The 21366-nt window shown below is 57.1% G+C and carries 16 protein-coding genes; 5 read left to right on the top strand and 11 right to left on the bottom strand.

Features of this window, described 5'->3' with window-relative positions; translation table 11 throughout:
* Positions 1 to 474 precede the first annotated feature (474 nt).
* From FJW05_RS04015 to FJW05_RS27335, 3 genes are all read right to left on the bottom strand, one after another.
* Complete coding sequence (locus FJW05_RS04015) at positions 475 to 1275, bottom strand: DUF4145 domain-containing protein (RefSeq protein ID WP_140628001.1); 801 nt, start codon at positions 1273 to 1275, stop codon at positions 475 to 477.
* A gap of 372 nt (positions 1276 to 1647) precedes the next feature.
* Complete coding sequence (locus tag FJW05_RS04010) at positions 1648 to 1914, bottom strand: helix-turn-helix domain-containing protein (RefSeq protein WP_140627999.1); 267 nt, start codon at positions 1912 to 1914, stop codon at positions 1648 to 1650.
* A gap of 1160 nt (positions 1915 to 3074) precedes the next feature.
* Positions 3075 to 3416, bottom strand: a complete 342-nt coding sequence (locus FJW05_RS27335) for a hypothetical protein (RefSeq protein ID WP_181164837.1) — start codon at positions 3414 to 3416, stop codon at positions 3075 to 3077.
* A 565-nt stretch (positions 3417 to 3981) separates the two neighbouring features.
* Here FJW05_RS27335 and FJW05_RS04000 point away from each other — a divergent pair.
* From FJW05_RS04000 to FJW05_RS03985, 4 genes are all read left to right on the top strand, one after another.
* On the top strand, positions 3982 to 4659 hold the full coding sequence (locus FJW05_RS04000; protein WP_181164836.1) for a right-handed parallel beta-helix repeat-containing protein: 678 nt from the start codon (positions 3982 to 3984) through the stop codon (positions 4657 to 4659).
* 554 nt (positions 4660 to 5213) lie between these two features.
* Positions 5214 to 7508 carry an AGE family epimerase/isomerase gene (locus FJW05_RS03995; protein ID WP_140627991.1) on the top strand — a complete coding sequence of 765 codons (2295 nt, stop codon included), beginning with the start codon at positions 5214 to 5216 and terminating at the stop codon, positions 7506 to 7508.
* Positions 7509 to 7616: 108 nt separating this feature from the next.
* Positions 7617 to 8552, top strand: a complete 936-nt coding sequence (locus FJW05_RS03990) for a division plane positioning ATPase MipZ (RefSeq protein WP_140542349.1) — start codon at positions 7617 to 7619, stop codon at positions 8550 to 8552.
* A 784-nt stretch (positions 8553 to 9336) separates the two neighbouring features.
* Positions 9337 to 10086, top strand: a complete 750-nt coding sequence (locus FJW05_RS03985; protein ID WP_140542350.1) for a response regulator transcription factor — start codon at positions 9337 to 9339, stop codon at positions 10084 to 10086.
* A 533-nt stretch (positions 10087 to 10619) separates the two neighbouring features.
* On the opposite strand, the gene FJW05_RS03980 is transcribed toward FJW05_RS03985, so the two are convergent.
* The 4 genes from FJW05_RS03980 to FJW05_RS03965 form a co-directional block, all read right to left on the bottom strand.
* Positions 10620 to 11099, bottom strand: coding sequence for a hypothetical protein (locus FJW05_RS03980; protein WP_140627988.1), 480 nt, complete (start codon positions 11097 to 11099; stop codon positions 10620 to 10622).
* On the bottom strand, positions 11080 to 11883 hold the full coding sequence (locus FJW05_RS03975; protein WP_140627985.1) for a hypothetical protein: 804 nt from the start codon (positions 11881 to 11883) through the stop codon (positions 11080 to 11082). Before FJW05_RS03975 ends, FJW05_RS03980 begins: the two co-directional genes overlap by 20 nt.
* 453 nt (positions 11884 to 12336) lie before the next feature.
* Positions 12337 to 13116 (bottom strand): CpsD/CapB family tyrosine-protein kinase, encoded by a 780-nt coding sequence (locus FJW05_RS03970; protein ID WP_140627982.1) that lies wholly within the window; start codon positions 13114 to 13116, stop codon positions 12337 to 12339.
* Positions 13117 to 13165: 49 nt separating this feature from the next.
* Positions 13166 to 14689, bottom strand: coding sequence for a hypothetical protein (locus FJW05_RS03965; protein ID WP_140627979.1), 1524 nt, complete (start codon positions 14687 to 14689; stop codon positions 13166 to 13168).
* 289 nt (positions 14690 to 14978) lie between these two features.
* On the opposite strand from FJW05_RS03965, the gene FJW05_RS03960 reads away from it, so the two are divergent.
* Complete coding sequence (locus tag FJW05_RS03960; RefSeq protein WP_181164835.1) at positions 14979 to 16292, top strand: polysaccharide biosynthesis/export family protein; 1314 nt, start codon at positions 14979 to 14981, stop codon at positions 16290 to 16292.
* 29 nt (positions 16293 to 16321) lie between these two features.
* Here the strand turns inward: FJW05_RS03960 and FJW05_RS03955 are convergent, their stop codons facing one another.
* The 4 genes from FJW05_RS03955 to FJW05_RS03940 all read right to left on the bottom strand — a co-directional run bounded on the left by FJW05_RS03955 (position 16322) and on the right by FJW05_RS03940 (position 21199).
* Positions 16322 to 17260, bottom strand: a complete 939-nt coding sequence (locus FJW05_RS03955) for a glycosyltransferase family 2 protein (protein WP_348639801.1) — start codon at positions 17258 to 17260, stop codon at positions 16322 to 16324.
* Positions 17257 to 18753, bottom strand: a complete 1497-nt coding sequence (locus tag FJW05_RS03950; RefSeq protein ID WP_140627971.1) for a hypothetical protein — start codon at positions 18751 to 18753, stop codon at positions 17257 to 17259. Before FJW05_RS03950 ends, FJW05_RS03955 begins: the two co-directional genes overlap by 4 nt.
* Positions 18754 to 18764: 11 nt before the next feature.
* Positions 18765 to 19910, bottom strand: a complete 1146-nt coding sequence (locus FJW05_RS03945) for an acyltransferase (protein WP_140627968.1) — start codon at positions 19908 to 19910, stop codon at positions 18765 to 18767.
* A gap of 272 nt (positions 19911 to 20182) precedes the next feature.
* A complete protein-coding gene (locus FJW05_RS03940) occupies positions 20183 to 21199 on the bottom strand; it encodes a hypothetical protein (RefSeq protein WP_140627965.1) in 1017 nt (338 codons plus the stop codon).
* Between the last annotated feature and the right edge of the window lie 167 nt (positions 21200 to 21366).

The raw sequence follows: 21366 nt of genomic DNA, 5'->3' as shown, positions 1-21366 counted from the left end.
TCTCGGAGTGCGGCGGGCGAGGTTGAGTTGCTCGACAGCAGGTCCTTTATCTGACCAGCAAGCTCAGGGTCGCTCTTTTCGACTTTCTTAGTCGTCCTTCGCAGCCATGCATGAACATCCTGAACTCGACCGGAAAGGCCGAGACGCGCAAGCTGGACGATAATTTCTCTATTTTCCAACACCTAGTCCACCAAACTACGAAAATGCCGGCAATGTCGGCAAATCGATACGTCCTAAGATGGACTACATTTTTCGGATTTACAATCCCCCTAGTCCATTCACCGATCCTCAGCGCTGGCTTTTTGGCTCTGGATGGTGAGGCTGAGATCGGCTTGCTGGGCTGAAAAGAAGGGCTATTGAACAATGAGCACGATCTTGGTCGCACAACCCCGGCTAGTGACGGGCTTGGTCAGATGGTGTCAGCAATGTTTACGGCTGTGTGTGCGACCCTTTTCAGAGCCTAAATCTGAGCCCTTATCTGCTCGGCTCTGCATCACGTGGTGCAGGATCTGCTTGGGTCGTATCAGGCGCTGCTTGCGGAGCCTTTTTCTTGGTCGCCTTGGGACCAAGAGGCTTACGAGGTGGAACCTTCAGCTTACCCACCTTTTCATCCAACTGCTTGCGTCGATGGGGCTCAATAAACGCCTGCTGGATGAAGTGTTCGAGCAGATCCATCATCGTGCTCAATTCGGCCCTTGTGGGCTTCCAGCCTCGATGTGCAGAGGCACTTCCCGCATCAACAAGCTTGGCTAAGCGCTCGCGGTCAACAGCGCCGATGTGACCCTGAGCGACCAACCCGTCCAGCTTCTGATTGAACCGTAACTCAGTGTCGATTTCCAGCAGTTCTGACGCAACGTCAAAACTGGTCCGAATACCAATACCTGCGAGGATGTTCAGATCGTTCTCCAAGGCAGTGTAAAGTTCCAGCAATGCATCATCCAACCGCTCAACATCTGGAGCTTCAATGCCGCCTCGGTGCAGCCAACTGGGACGTTCGCGTTTTGCAAGTGCTGGCCAATAGTTCACTGTTTCAGTGTGCTCGTAGTCTTCCTCACCTATCTCATTGGTGAAGTAGCTGACATCTTCCGAGTTTGTGCTGACCGTTTGCACAAACACATGTTCGCACCCTCGACACTCAAGAATGTACCACTCTGTGCACCATTGAACATCTTGATCGCCGCCGTTCTGGGACCAGTGACCCCGAACATCACAGTTGCGCTGACCGCCACAGTTGCTGCAGTGGGCCTTTCGAGTTTTTGGGGCCTCATCGCTCATCGGATCAGGATTCCGCTTTCTTCATCGCTAGGTATGACTTCAAGCTGCGACATGAAGCATAGACCAGGAAATATGAAGGGTCATCAATTCGCATCCGCCAATTTAACGGCAGCCGCCGAATGGATTAAGCCCTCAAGGGACTCTCTGCAGCGGCTATCGGCGGCTTTTAGGGAATAGCTGCTCGCTTCTGAACGGCCGGAATGGGGCGCATACCGTCCGGCAGCACACGGTCCGACACCGTCAGCTTTTGGCGTGCGAAAGGAGGTAGCCGGCATCCAACATTTGTGCGGAAGGCTGATGCGTCGTATGGAATGCTCTGGCGGCAAGCTATACCGCCAGGGCATATCGGTACGTCAGATGACGCTCAGCCTGTTATCGACAAATGGACTTCATTTGACCCATGGGCCGGGCCGGAAAAACGCGATCCGCACCGGGATCGGACGTTGATGACTTCAAGCCCCTGTCTGCCCATTCCTGCAGATCTGCAACGGCATAGACCACGCGACCACCCAATTTTCGGTAGACCGGGCCGGTGCCATAAGTGCGATGTTTTTCAAGCGTTCTGCGGGAAAGACCGACAAAATCGGCGGTCTCCTCCGTCTTGAGCAGGCGGAGGGGGAAGGTGTCGGATGGTAGCATGTTTTTCTCCTCACTGTTCGCGCCCTAGACCTTGGGGGGCGGTGAGGAAAGGCATACAATTCTCGGGATGCGCGCCAAGCGCCTACATCCTGTCCGTCGGCGCATTCCCCATTTTTCGATGGCAGAGCAGACGGTCTCACTAGATCACCCCGCCAATCCCAACCTTGATAGAGACCATTGTGCTGCGTTGGGAGCCTTCGGATACCCCTACGAAGGATCGTGCCCTGCCTAAAGCAGCCACAAACATGCCTGCCATCCATCATCGCAGCGTGACGTAGTGCCGCGAGCCACATCGGCCATGCGCGAGTTCCCGGGCACCATGGCATCAATCATCGAGAAACCACACGCTATAGCGCGATATTTCGGGCGAATAGCAATAAAATAAAAGGTAAGTATCTCTGTGCACGTCGTGTGCACGGATCCTCACAACTACTTGTTTCCTATAATCTATCTGCACAGTCCATCATTGGTGCTATGGCAACTCTATGCTCTTGATTTTTCAGCATTTTTTTCTTTAACACATCAAATTCTTAGCTCGTAGCGGACCCACCCGAATTTACGCCAGGATACGACCCTTTTCGCCACGTTTCGATCTCTCAGTGCACACGGAGCGCACACGAAAAAATGGCCACCTACACCAAGCTCTCGTCCGGTTCCTGGCGCGTGCAGGTCCGCCGCAGCTATGTCAGCGAGACCTTCCTGCGCCGTGACGACGCATGCCGCTGGGCGACCGAAACCGAACGCCAAATAGATCGCGGAGAGACGCCGACCAAGTCCCGCATTGCGCGGCTTAAGACCTTCGGCGAGCTCATTGACGACCTCCATATCGACCACATGTGCGATGTAGGCAAGTCTCCTCGCCGCTCTAAGGCCGCGGCCCTTGCTATGCTCCAACGACACCTGGGGAAGTGCAACATCGCGGCTCTCGATCGCGAACGACTCATTCGTCTTGGGCGTGACCGGATCGGCGGCTTCCAGACAAATCTTTCGAAGCCGCCTTTCAGTTGCCGTCTTCATCCACGTTGCAGCGGCCCCTCTTGGGCTATCTTCCCGCCTGTTTGTCCAATCGCAGGCGGTTGCCGGCCTCGGGACACCGACGCGCGGAACCGGCTGCCCAACGTCTTTCGAATTCGATCAAAGGAGAGATTGACGAATGACGTTCATTCATCGCGATGCGCCGCTCCTGCCGACCGAACTTGCGCCGCGGTGCTATGTTCCTGGCGACTGAGTTGCGAATCCTGCCGATCGTCAGAGTGCGGTAACCGATACGCCAACCGGCGAAGGCGAGACATAGCCCTATCCTTTTCGAGGGCAATTGAAATCTGATCGGGGTCGGTGACGCCCCGATCGAAAAGGCTCATCACTCTACCCGCCACTTGTTCGCGATGATCGATGCGAACGATCTCATGCTTCGCGCAGAAATCGATCACAACATTTGTCAAAAAGGTGACATGAGTGCAGTCCGCCGCCCCTTTTTTTATCATCCCGGCTGCCCTGTTCAACTTGCGCTCCGACTATCGAGCGGCCAAACCTTCCCTGCAAAACCGGTGCCGGCACTGCTGATCCGAAACGAGACATGCAAGACGGGCCAACGGTGCTCAGTTCATCCCAGCGTACCTTTTTGGGTGTACTGATACACGCATGATATGTCCGGCATACCTCCTTCTGCGGGCGCATTGGATTTCGGACGGGCGTATGATGCCCGTAGCCGGCGTCTTTTATGCCACCCACGCCTCCGCCGGTTAGGCCCGGCCTGGGTGTACCCCCCGCCGGCCGGGCCGCCGCCGCTGCCGTCGTATCCTTACGTTCGGCCGATGGGACGTCTAAAAAAGGAATCGAAGCCGAATGCACTTCTCGAGATTCGTTCCGGTTGTCGCCTTATCGGCAGTCATTGTCTTCCAAGCTGGCGTCGCTTCGCATTGGAGAGGAACGGGGATCGTATCGGCGCGGACCCTTCTCCCCGTGTCAGACGGGAATGATTGGCCCGACGCCACAAACACGGGTATGCCCGCAGGAACTGTCCCGACTATCTACACAGGACCGAACGTCATTACCGTCGCCGGGACAGTGATCGAGAACAAGATCATCAATACCTACATTGAGGTGAGGGCCAAGAGCGTCACGATCCGTAACAGCCGAATAGATTTCGACGGGTGGCATCCGATCTATGCCTACGAGGGTGCCGATGGCCTAACGGTCGAACGCTGCACGATTACAGGTCAGGGTAAGACCGGCGGCTCCTACGGCATCGACACCAGTGACATATCTGGCTCGACGCTGATCGGGAACAACATCGCTGGCTACGAGAACGGTATCACGCCGGGATCAAATGCGGTCATAAAGGGTAATTATATCCATGACCTGCAAGCAGGCGGCGCTGACCCGCACTATGACGGCATCCAACTGGGCGGGCATCCAAAGGTGCAAGCCAATGTTCTGATTGAGAACAACACGATCATCGGACGTGACAATGCCGACGTGTGGATCACCAACGACTTCGGCTCGATAAATGGAATCAAGGTCAACCACAATCAACTATTAGGCAAAGCGTCGGGAACTGGCCCCAACGTCTCGCTGCCCGTGTTCACGGTTTATGTCGACGGGGCGAAGCCAAACGGCACAATATCTGGGATAACAATCACAAACAACGTTATCCAGCGCGGCGTTTATGGCTTTATTGACATTGACAGCGCCAGCAATGTCACAGGATCCGGTAACGTAGACCCGTTTGACAGCCCTATCTGATTGCATCTGACTGCGCGACCACAATCTTCTTGACGGTGTTTCGCCGATTGTTTCGGTTGCGAAACCCCGCACCTCGCCGGCCGACGGTTTCGGTGAGCGTTCCACCCAGCGCCGCAAATAATCGTGAGGCCGATTTGCGACATCCAGCACAAGGATCGCGGGGGGCCAGGAAATCTCTTGCCCAATCCCAATGATCGTCCAGGGCGCCTAGTGACATGACAGTGGCTGGCTTTGGTGCGCAAGGCTTGCAAGCTCTGAGGGGTCGTCGCCGTTCGGCCAATGGCCAAGCCCATTTGCTCCTGAGTTAAGGTCGACGAATGGGAGGGTATGACAGCCTAGGCTGAAGGCTAACACATCCTTTTGGCTGTCTTATCCGGTGATCGCCTCTGAAGCAGGCAACACAATTATCCGAATTCACTAAGGGCTCGGTGCCGACAGGCTACTAGAATACGCGTCATGCGGGCCGGCGAGACATCTTTGCCGCGGGCATCCATTATTTTCGAGATCAGTGCCCACCGTGGAGCTTGCGACCGAATTATGGAGAGGGCTGCGTCATGCCGGACCGGATCGTAAGTTTCGTCATGAGCGGAGGCGTGGGTTCCAGGCTGTGGCCTCTTTCGCGGGAGGATAACCCCAAGCAATTTCATGATCTTTCCGGCGACGGGTCGATGCTTGTGAAAACTGTGCGACGCCTGAAGGCGCGACCGAGTGGCGATACTCCGATCCATCTGATCGCATCGGAGAGACACGCCGATCGAATTCTTTCCGACATTGTTCCACTGGGTTTGAATGGCGGCAGACCGGTTTTCGAGCCCGTCGGCCGCAACACCGCTGCGGCGGTTGCCCTGGCCACGCTGATAACTATTTTCGACTACGACCACGACACGCTTCTGCTTGTGGTCCCCTCGGATCACGAGATATCGACCGAACTCAAATTCTGGGAAACTGTCGAGTCAGGCAGATTCGCTGCCGAGCGCGGCGACATCGTCGTATTCGGGATCAAGCCGACACACCCCGAAACCGGATACGGGTACATCGAGGTGGCGGCAGAAGGTGGCGTAGTGGCTGCGGCGTCGCGTTTCGTGGAAAAGCCTGACGCCGAAACGGCTCAACATTACCTGTCGTCGGGGCGATTTTATTGGAATGCCGGTATTTTCCTTTTTCGTGCCGAAACCATGCGGCGGGCGCTCCTCGAATTTCGGCCGGATATCTGGGAGACGGCCGAGAGAGCTTTTCGAGGCGCGCGGACCGATGTGTCGGGAACCTATATGCCCCGGAGCTTGTATGAAGCCATTCCTTCTGTCTCGATCGACTACGCAGTGGTGGAGAAGACGCGCGAGATCACCATGGTCGCGGCTACTTTCGGCTGGAGCGATCTTGGGTCATGGCAATCACTGCTCGATGCGAGCCCAACCGACCGCGATGGCAATGTCATGGTGGGCGATGTCGTCGCGATGGATTGCGACAGTTGTTATCTGAGAAGCCAAGGCAGGCTGCTGACTGTCATCGGGATGAAAGATGCGGCGGTGGTGGCAACTGCCGACGCAGTGTTTGTTGCCCCCGTCAGTCATAGCCAGAACGTCAGGAAGGTTGTCGAGCAGTTGGAGAAGAGCGGACGCCTCGAGACGAAGCTCACACCCTCGGAAGATCGCGTCATCATCAGCGGATCATGGCGCAAGCGCGTCAAGCACTGGCTATTTGATGAAACCCTCCCGCTGTGGTCCACGACGGGGGTCGACTATGTGCACGGCGGCTTCCATGAGGCACTGAGTTTCGATGGCAGGCCGCTTGGTAAGCCTAAGCGAATGCGGACCATGGCGCGCCAAATCTACGCTTTCGCAGTGGCCAAGGAACGCGGTTGGATGGGACCTGCCGACAAACTTATTGATCACGGCATCAACTTCATAGCCAGACACGGTCGCACCAACCGCGGTGGATGGGTTCGCGCCCTTCAGCCCGACGGAAGTGTGAGCGACCCGGAAGAGGACACCTACGACCATTCGTGCGTGTTGCTAGCGCTTGCCCACGCGCATCGATGCAGCCACCCGGAGGCCTTGCGGCTCGCCGAAGAGACACTTCATTTCGTTGACACTCACCTGGAAGACGCCAGCTTAAACGGCTTCCTCGAGACCCCGGGCTCGAAAACTGTGCGGTACTCGAATCCTCATATGCACATGCTGGAAGCTTTTCTCGCTTGGTACAACGTCACGGGAGAGCGGTCGCATTTGCGCAGAGCCGCACGCATCATCGATCTCTGCCGCTGTCATTTCTTCGACGCGGAGAGTTGGACTCTCGGGGAGCGTTTCGACCTCGACTGGCAACCTTTACCGGGCAACGACGGCCAGTGGACGGAGCCCGGACATCATTTCGAATGGGCATCCCTGCTGGTGGAGTTTTCGCTGTTAAGCGGTCAGAAAGACTTAGTGCCGCTCGCGAGAAAACTCTACTCCTCGGCAATATCAAGTGGATTGAACCGGGCTACTGGTCTGGCTTATGCGGCTGTGTCGCGAAATGGAAATCCTCTTGATCGCATTTCGCGCAGTTGGCCACAATGCGAGGCGGTGAAAGCGGCCTGCGCGCTCGACGGCGTCGGCGGACCAGACTTAAAGCCTGAGATAGAAGCCCGCGTTGCCCGCCTGTTCAGGTGGCATATCGATCCCGCGCCAGTAGGCCTGTGGATCGACAGGATTGATGAAAGGGGGCGAGCGGCTGCGACCGAGGTCCCGGCAAGTATCTTCTACCACCTGGTAACTGCGTTGATCCAGTATCTCGACAAGACGGAGGGGCTAGTCGAGGCATTCGCGAAGCCGGAAACCGACAACACCGGTCTCGCACGGGTTTACGCCTGACCTTACGTGATCGTCATAGCGATGCGCCGGTCGACGCTGCGCAAATTCGGATGCCGTCCGTCAGAAGCGGCATCGTTGGTGTGATAAGTTGGCACTGAGGGATGTGAGATGAGCGCGGGTGCCTGGACATCGAACGGTCGGCGGCGCGCTAATGGGCGTGTTATCGTCTGCGGGAATGAAAAGGGCGGCTCCGGCAAGACCACGACCGCGATGCACATTGCAATCGCCTTGATCGATTCAGGTCACAGCGTTGCGACGGTTGATCTTGACGAACGCCAGCTTTCGCTAACACGCTACGTCGACAACCGTCGTCGCTGGGCCCGGTTTAAGGGAATCACCCTGCCTGTGCCACATCATTTTCATGTGTCGCCTGCCGCACGGGCAGCAGCCGCAGATGTCAACAGCGTTCTGGTGAGAGAGCTCAAGGAAGGTATCGCCTCAATTGCGGCCAGCCACGATTTCGTTGTCATCGACACGCCCGGCGCGAACACGTTCCTCAGTCGACTGGCCCACCGTATGGCAGACACGCTGATTTCACCGATGAACGATTCGTTCGTCGATTTCGACGTGCTCGCCAGGGTTGACCCGCTCTCCCATGAGATCCTGGGATACTCGCAGTACGCCTTGGTGGTGCTAGATGCCCGGAGGAGCCGCCTGCATTCAGAGGACGCAAGCCTTGATTGGGTCGTGGTCCGCAACCGTATGTCCATGCTTGCGTCTCGCAACGAGCGCAAAATTGACAGTTCCCTGCGCCAACTTGCAGTAGATCTAGGCTTTCGGGTCACTGCCGGCATTTCCGAGCGCGTCGCCTTTCGCGAGTTCTTTACCATCGGGGTTACCGCGCTGGACGATTTCGAGAACCAGGTGCTTCGAACCGAGCCGACGATGTCGCACCTGATGGCACGGCAGGAAATCCGGGGACTCCTCAAGGCCCTCCACTTCCCACTGGACGAGTCGAATCGGATGAAGGCAGATGCTCGGCGCAGGCAAGCCGCGAGCGTGAGCCGCCCGATCGCACTGCCCGATGTCTTTGCCAAGTGTTAGGCTGCGCGATCCAGCCATGATAACGTCGCTTTGCCCATTTATGCCGGTCAGATCACTCCAGCAGGTCGCGCCAGCCCTGCGCTAGGCGAGCAAGCTCCCGCCATCCTACGAGCGCCGCTTGCCTTGCGCCACCCGGCACAAACGTCCCTTGCCCGCTCCGGCTGATCGTCGCGTCGGCTATCACCTTCGAAAGCAGACCTTCAACAAAGGGTCAGCCTTGAAACCGATTTGCTGACCAAAGGAATCTTCAGTCATTATCGCTACGGGTCTGCAATGTTGTGAGCAAATACAGTGGAATGAAATTTCGCGCCCCGAGCGCCTGTTCTACGGAGGCACGTCGCGGCGGAGACGGACCGCCCTGCATCGGTCGCATCGACCAATTGCAACCGCCGGGCTTCCGGTCCAATTGACCAAGCGGTCGGCTTTCCGGCACGCCGACACGAGTTAAGCATCGGTGCCGCCATTCATGAAGTCATTGAATTATCGGCGCGCTAAAGCCAGAGGCGGGGCAATTTGGTAGCCCCGGGGTCGGCTAACTCTACCGCTTTTTAACTAACTCTAATGGTGCAGATTCTTAATGCGGAGTTATCCACAACTTCGTAAGATACAGCTGCAGGTTGGGGTTTGTGGACGGAAGCCGTGGTGGGGATCATCCTGCGGGATGATATGGATTAAAGATCTGTCTTCCTGGCACTTCTAGCCGAGCAGTTGGTGCGGTGGGTCGTAGGGCCCGGATAACGTATGGAGACAACAACAGCCGAACAAGTAAAATGGAGTAGGTACGATGAATCGACCTCTACCTGGCGGGCATTGGGGTAAGTCTATAGAGGTGGACCAGAACGATCCCGCGCTGTGTCTTGGCGGGACTAGTCGGGCAGAAACTGAAGAAGATCATCGCGGCGACAGCCTGGTCGTCATCGTTGATCAGCGAATCCTCGAACGGGAGTGTCTGGCCAGTAGCCTTCTCTCTCTTGATCCGGTCGTACAGGTGAGAGCGGTTGGGTCTTTCTTGGAATTGCAGGACTTGCAGGTCGAGGCCTCGGCGATCCTAGCCATCCTTAACGGTAAAAAAATAACCGACCCGATCGTGCGATCCGAACTGCAAGAGTTCATAGCATTGGTCGGCGGCGTCCCAGTCATTATCGTGGCGGATTCAGAGGCTCCGGCCGACATTTTGACGGCGCTGGAAAGCGGCGCCCGCGGTTACATTCCGACTAACGTTTCGGTGAAGGTGGCGGCAGAGGCGATCAGCCTCGCTCGGGCGGGCGGTATCTTCGTGCCGGCCAACGCCGTACTTGCTCTTCGAGAAACAATCCGTGCAACAGAGAGTTCGCCTAAACCACTAACTGGCGTGTTTACGAGCAAAGAAGCTGCGGTCGTCGAAGCTTTGCGCAAAGGCAAGGCGAACAAGATCATCGCGTACGAGCTCAATCTCTGCGAGAGCACCGTCAAGGTTCATATCCGTAATATCATGAAGAAACTCAAGGCGACGAACCGAACCGAGGTCGCTTACAAACTCAGAGATCTGATGTAGCAGTTTTCCGCAAATCTGCGTCAAGTGCCTGAACGCTGACCCAGCCGAGCAATATCGGCTGGTCAGCTCAGCGCTCAAAGATACCGCCAGATCACGTGCCCCGATGCGGACCCCGCGCAATACGCGATCGGCCGAAATTCATCTGACGTTTCGGAAATCGCTATCGTGCCTAAAGCTGCGTTTGCCCTGTTATCGCCGGGCGGACGGTTTGCGGCAAGGCGCTAACTGGAAGCTGGCGGTGCTGCGTATCGGCGATCTGCATCGCGAGTGGCAATTCAGACCGCCGAAAGACGATGGATGTTCCAAGCAGGGTCAATCCCGCTAACGCTCCAAGTCCGAACCATACAGCCAAGATATACAACATGACCTGCATTGCATCTGTCCTGAGCCATGAGCCATGAAGCTGAGACGAATGTCATTCTCGCAATTTGGTTCGCAGTTAGGAACCTGTCCATTGTATGGGATTGGGAACTGTCTTACCTCAAAAGTTGGTTGGATGGGTCAAACTCAGCCCGAGACTGACTTTGGCCGATCTATGAAAGCCGCTCGAGATCAGCTATGGCGATTGGTGGGAGTGAACATCGGGGGCCGATGATAATAGCCCTTGCCACCACTGGGCGTGTTTTAATGCCAGCATACCGTAGGGCTCTCCCGATGTAGTGATGAACCATCGGCATCAGAATCGGCTGATGCTCGTAGAGTTTCCCTTCGACTGAATAAAGCAGCACTCGATTCTTCGCCTGCCGATCCAGCATCGATCGGTGCCAACCCTGAAGTGAGACGTCGGCGATCTTCAGCTGACATGTCTCCTTAGTCGCGTAGAACCATTGAGGGTCGGTGTTCGGCTCCGATAAAGTGAAGGCAAATCCGTTGGCGCGGAGCAGCGCAGCGATGTCTTCGTTCGCCGGATGGTCCGCTGTGACGCTTTGACCAATACCACCGCCAAGCACCTTGAGGCTGACGCTCAGGGCCAGCAAAAGGCCGAAGGCAAAGCTAAGCGTGAATCTGTTCATCGGGCCGCAAAGCTCCGGCATAGATCGCCATCACCGCGAGGTTCGTCGTCCATTCCGCCAGCAAGATGCCTACCCTTCCGTGGATGATGTCATAGTAAGCCGGCATAAGACCTATGAGGCTAATCCGGGCCAGGTTGATAGCCACTGTCGTAAGACACGCGGCGACTACGGCGCGAACGACCGGCCTCGACCAATTCAGACCATAAAACTTCACAATCATCACGCCGCAAAGAAGAGCCAGCGAGAGGTTCGTGAGCGACGAGCAGGCCGGCAGGAGGAAAACTACGCCGGAACCGTCCGCGAACGGCACTGTATTGCCCGCTGCGCCCGTGCCAACGATCCAGCCCACCATTCTTGCATCGATTGCAAGGATGGGGCCTCCGAATACCGCAAAGGCCATCCGGGCCCAAAACATCGGAACCGTTATGGCTCCCAACACGACCGCGGCCCTGCGCATCGGCCCCTCGCGCGACGTCAGCGCCAGATAGGCGGCCACGCCAGCCAGTGCCAACCAGCTCAGTTGAGGCAAGGGAACCAGGAATGCAAAGCCCGCCAAGCCGGCGATGTAGAAATCCGATCGGTGAGCACGCTCAGGCTCGGAATCCAAAAATAGCCAGAAGGTTACGACCAGCGCCAGCCAAACCACGAGGCTGACGCCGAACATTTCCAGCAGCGCCGAAATCGGACCGTCACGGGCAAGCGCCTCCGCGACGCGATCGCTTGCTCCGTTTGCAAATCCCGTGGCAACCACCCCGCAGTAGATTTGCCTGCGTAAGACATTCATGTGGGCTGTGGCTCAGCGGCCATCAGTCGGGGCCGTGCCGATCATTTGCCACGCTGCCAACGGCGATACCACACATAGCCGCCAAAGGCAGCCAGCGCCGGAAAGCCAATGCCGATCACAGGACCGGGAGCGGATCGGCTCGTATCTCCACCCCGATCGCCTGACGGGTACCATGATGCCAGCGCATGACCTGGAAGCGTGTCCCAGAACGTAAAAAATAATGCTATTGCGGCAGGTGCGATAAACCTTGTCATTGCTTTCCCCCATTCCCGTAATCGCAAGCATATTTTAACAAGGATCATTGTCATCCGAGAAAACTCGTAGGCTCCCGAACGAAAGAGGTAGAGCGACGTAATAAATTTGATTTCGCACGCTCATCGCGTCAGCGACCGCGAGAGGGCGCAAAATGGCCCTGCCGTGAACGTGCTCGAGAAATACGAACCCGCCAATCGCTCAGTAATAGCCGCCATCGTGTCCATATCGGCATTTGTTCAGGACAATCCCCAGGAGGTTTGTCTCGCCTACCAGTTCCTGTTCACAACAGCGGATCTTTGCCATAGTGGTCGTTCCGGCGCCTACTACAAGCAACGTACAGTCAATGTTGGGCAGGAACGCCAGAACGTCGTCGCTGCCAAGAACTGCAGGCAGGTCGACGATAACCACCGCGGGGCAAAGCTTGTCATGGAGTTGTATCATTGCCGTGCGAGCGGATTGGCTTTGAAGTAGCTCGGCCGAACGGGTCACCCCGTGCGAACTGGCGCTCACGGCAAGATTTTCACCATAGCGCACGAAGGTGCTTTTGATCGAAGATCGCCCTTGCAAAAAACTCTCAGTAGCTCGGGCCATGCCGAGACCCAATATCGAACTGATCTGAGGCTGCCGAAGATTCAGATCTAGAAGAACGACCCTGCAACTCTGCAGATTCGCGAGGCTGAACGCCAAGTTGGCGGCCACGATTGACTTTCCGGTTTCGGGCTCCGGTGAGGTTATCGCTACAGTGGTCCAGTTGTTGACATTGAGACACCTGAGGACCTTGGTACGCAATACATCAAAGCTGGCTTGAGCAGGTTCCCCGGGCGCGAATGTGACGAGCCGGGCCTCGCGGGCCCTATCGCCATCGAGTTCCACACGTTCCAGTCCCGCCCAATGCTCGTCAACCGATACCATGGATTGCCGTGCGACGACTTCCAAGGCCGCATGCGCCGCGGGCTGGAGTTTCACCTTTGCCGGCATGTTCTGGTCTCCTGCGGCACGTATCCGTTCCTTGATGTGGGGCCGTTGGCTACTTCGAGGTCGCACTGTTTGCCCCGAAACTTGCGGGCGGGTGAAAATCTACAAGCAGGAAGATCGGACTACTGCCCACAAGCAGTATAAGGGCGGCTACGCCCAGACGCATCCTACGCGCAGGTTTCAGGCTATCGGCCGCAATATAGGGGATGGTGACAAAAGGCTGCCCCCGGAACACGGCTGCAAGATCGGCAGGACGGCGAATGGTTGGGAAGAAGATTTCCGTGAGCGCGAAGATGCCGAAGCTCAATCCGATGCCTGCCCCGAAACTTCCAAGGACGATCGCCTGCCGTTTGGGCCAGACACGTTTGTCCGGTGGGGTCGCCGGCTCGATAAGCGACAGCTTTTGGCCAACTGCTTCCTTTTCGATACGCTGTCCGGTCGATGCGTCCGCCAACCTGGCGACTGCCTCGTTGTAGTGCGTCTGCACGGCCTCGTAATTCTGCTCGAGCGCGCGCAGTTTGGTAGTGTTCATTTCTGTGTCAGCGATCGATCGCGTCAGGTCGTCAAGCAGCGGTCCAATGGATTCCTTCTCCTGCGCAATCAAGGAGAGCTGACCCTCAGTGTCGGCCAACTGCAGGCGAAGCTCGGGGGACATCCCGGCGGCGCGTGGGGCATCCATTGCGGTCTTGCCCTTTTCGGAGATGCGTTTCTCGAGATCGGCGACCCGTGTCCGCAACGCCACAAGGTTCGCACTGCCATCCTTGAAGATCGTCTCCTGCTCCGCAAGCGAACGCCGCAACTCGGTCAGTTGCTGATCGTCAGCCGCTGCTCCCTGCCCCCCCGAAGCCGATATCTGTTGAATCATCGAACGCTTTTGCTGAAGGGATATGATCTCGCGTTGAATTTGACCCAGCCTCTCTTCGTAGGCTCTCTGCTGCATGCGGCGAAACTCGAGGCTGTCAGGCAGAGCCTCCCTATGCTCCAGTTTGAAGCTCAGGATCGCTTCTTGGGCGTCCTTCAGCGCGGCGTCCAGGCGTTCCACCTCGCGCTTGAAGAATTCGTGCGTGTCGTCGGCCACAGCCTTGCGCTCGCGCCCGTTCGCTTCGAGCATGGCGTTTGCGTAAGCATTGGCGACATCAGCGGCGAGAATGGGGTCGGCTGCGTCGAATGAAATCGTAAAGGCAATAGCCCCGCCGCTGCCGCTACCCAGATTATTCAGGACAACCGGCTCGATCTTGGTTCTTGCAAGCATTTGTGCAACGACATCGTCGTCGGAGACATCAGCCTTGGGAAAGATCGCAAACTTCTCGGCCAGACCGAGCAAACTGGCCCTTGTCGTGAGTTGCTGCTCAAGAACTTGCAGCCGCTGAATGGGATCCGCTGTGACCGATGAACGGGCAAGTTCTGTTGATATACGAGGCGAGTCGACCAGAATTTTGGCCACCGACCGGTATATCGGTTGAAGCAAGAGCGCGGCCGCGAATCCGGCAACCGTCGCCATCACGATCGGGATGATCAGGTAGCGCAGCCGCTGGACATAGAGCGAGGCGTAAAAACGGAAATCTTGGCTGTTCATCAAATCGACTCGCCGTCAAAGATCCTTTGCATATGTCGACGGCGAAACAACAGCGCCGGCACACTCGTTGCGTGCCAGCCAGATTCGCGTAGCGATCCCATCGGTGGAAGCACTTCCTAAGGTCGAGTTAAGCTATGAAGTATCCTTCTTTCGACGATGGACCTTCTCCTTTTGGCCGTCGCCTCGGTCCTATTCTTGCGTTCACTCGGTTTCGCTCGGGACCTATTCTTGGCTGCTAGGAATGCCAGTGCAACGATCCGCTCGAGAGCGCACGCGTCGAGGAGGAAGAGTGTCTTCAAACCCAATTGCCCGCCTTCGCCATGGAAGGTTTGCGGCGGCCCTGCTCGCCGGCGCCGCGCCCATGTTCTTTGCTGCTGGCGCTCAGGCCGACGACTATCGGCTCGCCGCGCAAACGAAGATCCACATCTCGATCATCCAGTGGAACCCCTCGAAGGGTGAGTACCAGCGCTGGGAAGCTCTCAGCGGCGATTTTCTTGTGTCCAGCCAGGGCACGATAGGGGTACCCGTCGTCGGTTCGCTCGATGTGAGCGGCAAAACGAGCGCCGAGGTTGCCGCCCAGATATCGGCGGCGCTCCACGACAAGATGGGCCTGATCTCCCCCCCAGATGTATCGATCGAAATAGCCCAGTATCCATCGATCTACGTCGTCGGAGCGGTCACCACGCCTGGCGCGTATCAATTCAGGCCGGATTTGACCGTATTGCAGGCAGTGGCCTTGGCCGGCGGGCGCTATCGACCTCCGCCGGAAAAGGCAGGACAGAGCGATATCAGCCTGCTTGGCGAACTGACCACGATCCACACCAAACAGTTGCGGCTGCTCGGCCGTATCGCCAGGCTGCAAGCCGAACTGGGCGGAGACGCCGAAATCCACTTTCCGGCCGAATTGACGGGCGCCGGTGCTCGCGACCTTGTCGACCAGATAATGGCACTGGAAGGTACCCTCTTCACGGCACGTGCCAATGAGAAGACGCGGCAGGTGGACAAACTCTCCGACCTACGTGACATGTATACGCGCGAACTGGATATGTTGGCGACCAAGAGCAAGGACACCGGTGAGGAAATCACCCAGACCGAGACAGAGGTCGCCAAGATCACCAAGCTTGTCGAGCAGGGCATAGTACTGTCATCTCGATGGTCAGAACTGAGGCGTGTGCTCGGACAGATGCGGGCCGATCATGCACAAGGAGACATCGACGCGATGCGCGCGCGGCAAGGTCTGAGCGAGACGACGCGCCAGGAATTCAGCGTTAGCGACCAACGCCAGACGGAGGTTGCGACACAATTGCGAGACGCGCTGAGCGAGCTCGCGGAAGTGAGATCGCGGGAATATACGATTCGCCAACTCCTGTTGGCAGCCAGCACCGTCGTACCGGGGGCCACGTCCGAGGGCAGTTCCGACCTGAAACTGGTCATCATCCGGCAAGATCGGCAGGGGCCAAAAGAGATGAACGCGTCAGAAACCACGTCGCTTGTGCCCGGCGACGTGGTCAAGGTGTATGTGGCCACCTCGATGCAGGACATCGTCGACCCGGCTACGTCCCAGCAGAGAACCACCACGCGGCCTGGCGGAGAAACACAATAGCAGTATGAATCGGTAGATTGGCTGCGAGACTACTGGGCGGTTAGCGCCGCCCAAAGAGCTGCCCGATGTGTCGGCCCCGTGCCCACGCGGACTCCCTCCCCCAAAACCACAGCCGTTTGGAACATCGCTGACAAGAGAAAGCCGTGATGGCGCCGGTAGTACTGGACTCGGTTGCGCGTCAACAGCGCAGACAGGGATGGGTTGGTTCCAGATTCTCCACCGATGTGGATCACTTCTGCTCCCGAGACATATGCGATTGACAACCCAACGGCGCGGACTCTTCGCATATAGTCGACTTCCTCGCTGTAAAGAAAGAATGACTCGTCCCAGTCTCCCACGAGCTTGCGCACGCGCGCCGAGATTGCCATTGCCGAGCCTTCAGCCCAATCAGCGAATCCATCGGCCGTGTATCGCGTTGGATCGCTGATCTTCTCGCCTGTTCCGATCCAAGTCCCAAGTTTCCCTCCCACAACCGCATCCGTCCATGCCGTCTTCAGTGACGGCTCGCGTCGAAGAGAAAGCGTGAGCCTGCCGTCCTCATCAAGGATCTTTGGCACGGCCACGCCTACGGTGGGATCCAGCAGCCGATTCATAAGCAATCGGGCCGCACCGGGCAGCAGCCGCACATCAGGGTTCAACACGAGCAGGGTTGAGTCTTTTCCAACCGTCGCGACAGCCGCGTTGATGCCGCCGGCGTAACCCGAATTCCACCCAACGTTTATAACTCTCGGTCGGACGGGATGAGAGAGTGCTATGGCAACGCTATCGTCGCTGGACGCATTGTCCGCAATGACGACTTCAAAATCCTGGATTCCGTCGAGTCCTGTCTGAAGCGAATCGAGGAATGCTTTCAGATGCCGGCGACTGTTGTACGTCACCGTTACCACGGACACGCGCGCACCTCCTGGCTGCGACATTTCTTCGTCGCGACCGGTTCCCGCCACGGCTTCGTTCCCGATCTCTTTCACGTCTTCGATTCCATCAAAAATCGCGTCGCTTGACGCAATGATTGTTCATCCGTCCCGCCCGGTGGAAACGTGGCGAATATGTCACGTCTCCTGGAGCCCATCTCGAGCCACGCCGGGGACGATACCGCGGAATAGGCATCCGTCTCCGCCGACTCGCTTTGGGCGGGTTTCGCATCAAGGATCCAAACGCCACTTCCCAGAAGAAATAGAGCTAGAACATAAGTGCTGTTCCAGAAATGAACCGTCCATCCGATGAGGAACAGGAACCCCAGTGTGATGAGGTAGGCTGTTCGAAAACGATCGAGCCTCTCGTCAATATTTCTTCTGAGAGCCGTGGCGATGGCGGTCGAGAATCCTGCCAGCAGCAAGAAGATCGGGGCAGCGAAGCCAAAACGCATTGCCTCAAGAAGCCAGAAATTGTCTATGGTGCCGTTCGGCATCCATCCTGGGCGATCCCAATCGTTCATTCCGATCCCGAAAATGGGGTGGCTCAGCGCGGTCGCGGACCCATACTCCCAGATCAAACGTCGATACCAATATGTTTGGGAGTCGAGCACAATCATTTGTGTCACGATCGTGATTGCCGATCGATTGGAGACAATCTCAGCCGCGACGATCAGCAAGAGCGCCGCTCCGATAAGCAATTTCCAACGATGTCTATTTCCTCGGAGCAAAGTGTTCCAAAAAATCAGAAAGATTTGCACGGCCATGCCTGCGATTGGCCCGCTCGATAGAGAGGTTGCCGCTGTCACAACGACCAGTGCGACCTTGAAATTCCGGTGAGCTGCAGTTTTCTTGTAGCCAAGAACAAGGTAAGTGAGGGCCACAGCGCTTCCTACGTTCAATCCGAATAGAATTGGATGGTCGAATATTGAAATAACTCTCGTGCGACCTAGTCGTTGAACGACCGGATAATCATTGACAGGCAAGACGACACTGAACACCTTGAGCAGGATGTTGCCACCGCCAAGGCACTCGACTACGGCAAACGGCATCAAAATCACGATGATCCAAAAAAACAGGCGAACGGCGTTGTGAAAGTCGGCCGCGTCACGGATCCAACACCGCGCAAGCATGTATGGCCCTACAGTTTCTATAAAGAGGATCCCAGCAGATTGGGCCCCGGCGACCAACCCGTGATTTGCAATGAGACCGATCAGCGACCAGACGGCAAGCATCAGGATCGAGATATCCGCAAGCCTTATCCGGCCGGCCTTGCCTGAGAATAATCGGACGGCGCAGGGCACTATCAATGCTAAAAGCACAAGGCGATAGATCGAGAGCCGAAGCGGCCCGATGTAGAAAACCCAAGGTATTTCAAGCGAGATAAGAAACACCCATACCGGCCAGGAGGTTCTCTTCCCGGACAGCGCGGCCGGACCGCTTCGCGCGAACTGGTTGGTGGATTGGAAGCGCTCGCCAAAGCCGGCGCGGCGGTCGGGACTTTTAACTTTGGGGCTCCAATACCCCGGTTGGCCAGCAACACTGCTCACGTGCCGATTTCCTACACGCGAACCAGTCGAACCATGGTCGACTGGATTAAGTGAAGCCGGCCGCCAATCCACCCGGCAATGATCTTTTTCCTGGTCAGAGCTGGCTGTTCGACAAGGATGGAAGAGAGATACGACAAGGGCAGCGTCACCATCATCGCCACCAGCGCCACAAATTGCCACGAATGTATCCCAGGATACATGATGCTGAAGCAGCAAAGAACCGGCGCGTGGATGAGATAGACTCCGTAAGACAGATCGCGCCTGACGAACGAGCGCCCTGGCAGGTTCGACAGCCCTGCGAAGACAACGAGATATGGCAGGCAGAGCGGCGCCGCGACGATACCTGCTCCATACGCAAGCGAAACTATCAAGATGAGGAACGCTAGACCCGCCAAAGCAGCCGAGTAGGGTATTGTCCGACGGAAAGTGGATAGAGCGACGCCAAAAGCAAAATAGACGAAGAGGCTGATGAAGGTAACAAAACGACCAGGCAGCCGTTCGGCGACGGCAGGAAAGATTCCGTTCGCTACATAAAGGACATAGGCTACAAACAACACGGCCAATAGAAGCCGTGGTCGACCTAGGATACCGACCATACTCATCACTGCTAGCGCAATATAGGACAAAACTTCGAAATGCAGCGTCCAGAGCGCGCCATTGACAATTGCGGGATGGCCGTCCGGTAACTGCACCCCGGGGAGGAAATCATAAGTGAGCGTGAGAATGTTCTTCGCATAGAGTGGCAAGCCGAAATCGTCAGAGAAATACCGCTGCAGCGGCAGCATTGTCAGGATCGGACCAAGCACGATCATGGATAAGATCACTACGACAATGAGGGCTGGAAAAATCCTGAGCACCCGGCTTGTCGCATAATCGATTACCTTGCCCGACCGGACCAAGCCTGGGGCCACCAGAAAGCCGCTGATTGCAAAGAAAACAAGAACCGCGAGAAGACCGAAATGCAGAAATCCCCCGCTGAACGCGAAGAGGAGATCTGCCTTCGCATCGTGAATCGAACCGTGGGCATGATGCAGAAGGACTGTGATTGCCGCGGCCAATCTCACTTCATCGAAGCTCGGTCCCACCAAGCCCGTTTCGGCCAGGCGACTTTCTAGGGTTCGGCCGCACATGTTCCAATCGACAACATTTGGCATCATTTGGACGGCCCGGTGAGATCGGTCGCAGCAGAAGTTTGGGTGGGACACATGGCGCGCGCAACTACCTAATCGAGCCAACAGAGCGGCCTGTGATGGCAGCCAGAAACGAAAGGAGTACGAACGTAGCGGGAACGGGCGACTGTCGGTGTGACGTCGCAATTCCCCCGCGAGTGGTGAGACATTTTATCCCGGAACTCACCCATATCCCCTCCTCCTTGAAGAGAGGTCCACCAGTGCTTTTTGAGTCTGTTTCGAAAAGACCCCACGCTATTCTAACGGTGGCACGACTGTTCGGTAGGCTGATCGCCGGCGTCGCCGACCCTGGTGAGCCAGGACTCCCGCCAGAACGGATAAATCGCGCGGGGACAAAACCATCGACCGTTGACGCTGAGTTCGCCTGAGCAGGCGACACCGTCCAAGATTATGCAGTCTTTGGGGATCTTCAGCATGCGGCCCGTTTTCTCATCCACGATCCGCCGCACGGCAGTCTTTACACGGAACGTGCCGCCGCAATGGGGAAGCATCTCGCGGTCGAAGGAGAGGCCGCTACTTTCGCCGCGATGGTCGAGCGTGGCTGCGATTTCCTCCGCGGACCGTACCCGGACCAGCTCGCCAGGCTGCAGGCCGAGCATCTCGCGCTTGGAGCCAACCTTACTCGGACCTTGCAGGGGGAGCGTCCTTATCAGCCCGAAATGATGGAGCGCGTCCATTATTATGGCCCGGACCAGAAGGGCTACGAACGGGATCGGCTTGAAGTTGCCGTTCGTCAATTCGCGCCAATATTGCCCAAAATCCCGTCGCCTCACGGGCTCGGATGCCTTGAGAGCGTCAGTCGATTGACATCGCCAGACCTGCGCCCCGCTTTCATCCACCGGGGTGGCCGGGTGCGTAGCGGCGCCGGCAGTCCGCTCGAGCTCTGCGGAAGCTGCCATGCTGGCGACCCCAGAACGCGCGGCGTGGTTGTCACCGACTTTGCTCAGCCATTCCTCTTTCCAGTAAATACGGCAACCTGCCTGACATCCGCCGTGGCTCGACCCGTCGCAGCGCAGATCCTCAAGATAGACCGTCCCGCGCATTCGACGAGAGCCACTTTCGTCAACCATGTTGCAGACTTTGTCGACGCGCCGCGACACCGTAAAGCGTTGGCCGACATATGCTATCATCTCCGGCATGAACACTGTCCCGTGCAGGGCGCTATCCCTGTCGAGTGTCGCGACAATCTCAGCCGCGGAGCGCACCTCGACGACATCGCCAGGGCGTAAGGGACCTCCGTTCGCTGGTTTTTCCATGGTTTTTGCTCCTCAAGTTTAGTGGCGTCGCCATCGATTCGAAGCCGCAGCCGCTTGGAGCCAGTTCCAACTTGCCGGTCCAAAGGCGCCGAGAGAGCATCGTACACAAAGAGACGGTGGGCGATTGCTACCCAAAAGCGAGAGAGCCGGAGCGCCGATAGTGGTAA

Source organism: Mesorhizobium sp. B2-9-1 (assembly GCF_006439455.1).
GTDB lineage: Bacteria > Pseudomonadota > Alphaproteobacteria > Rhizobiales > Rhizobiaceae > Mesorhizobium.
Note: the sequence above shows the minus strand (reverse complement) of the source record. Positions and strands in the feature narration are given on the sequence as shown.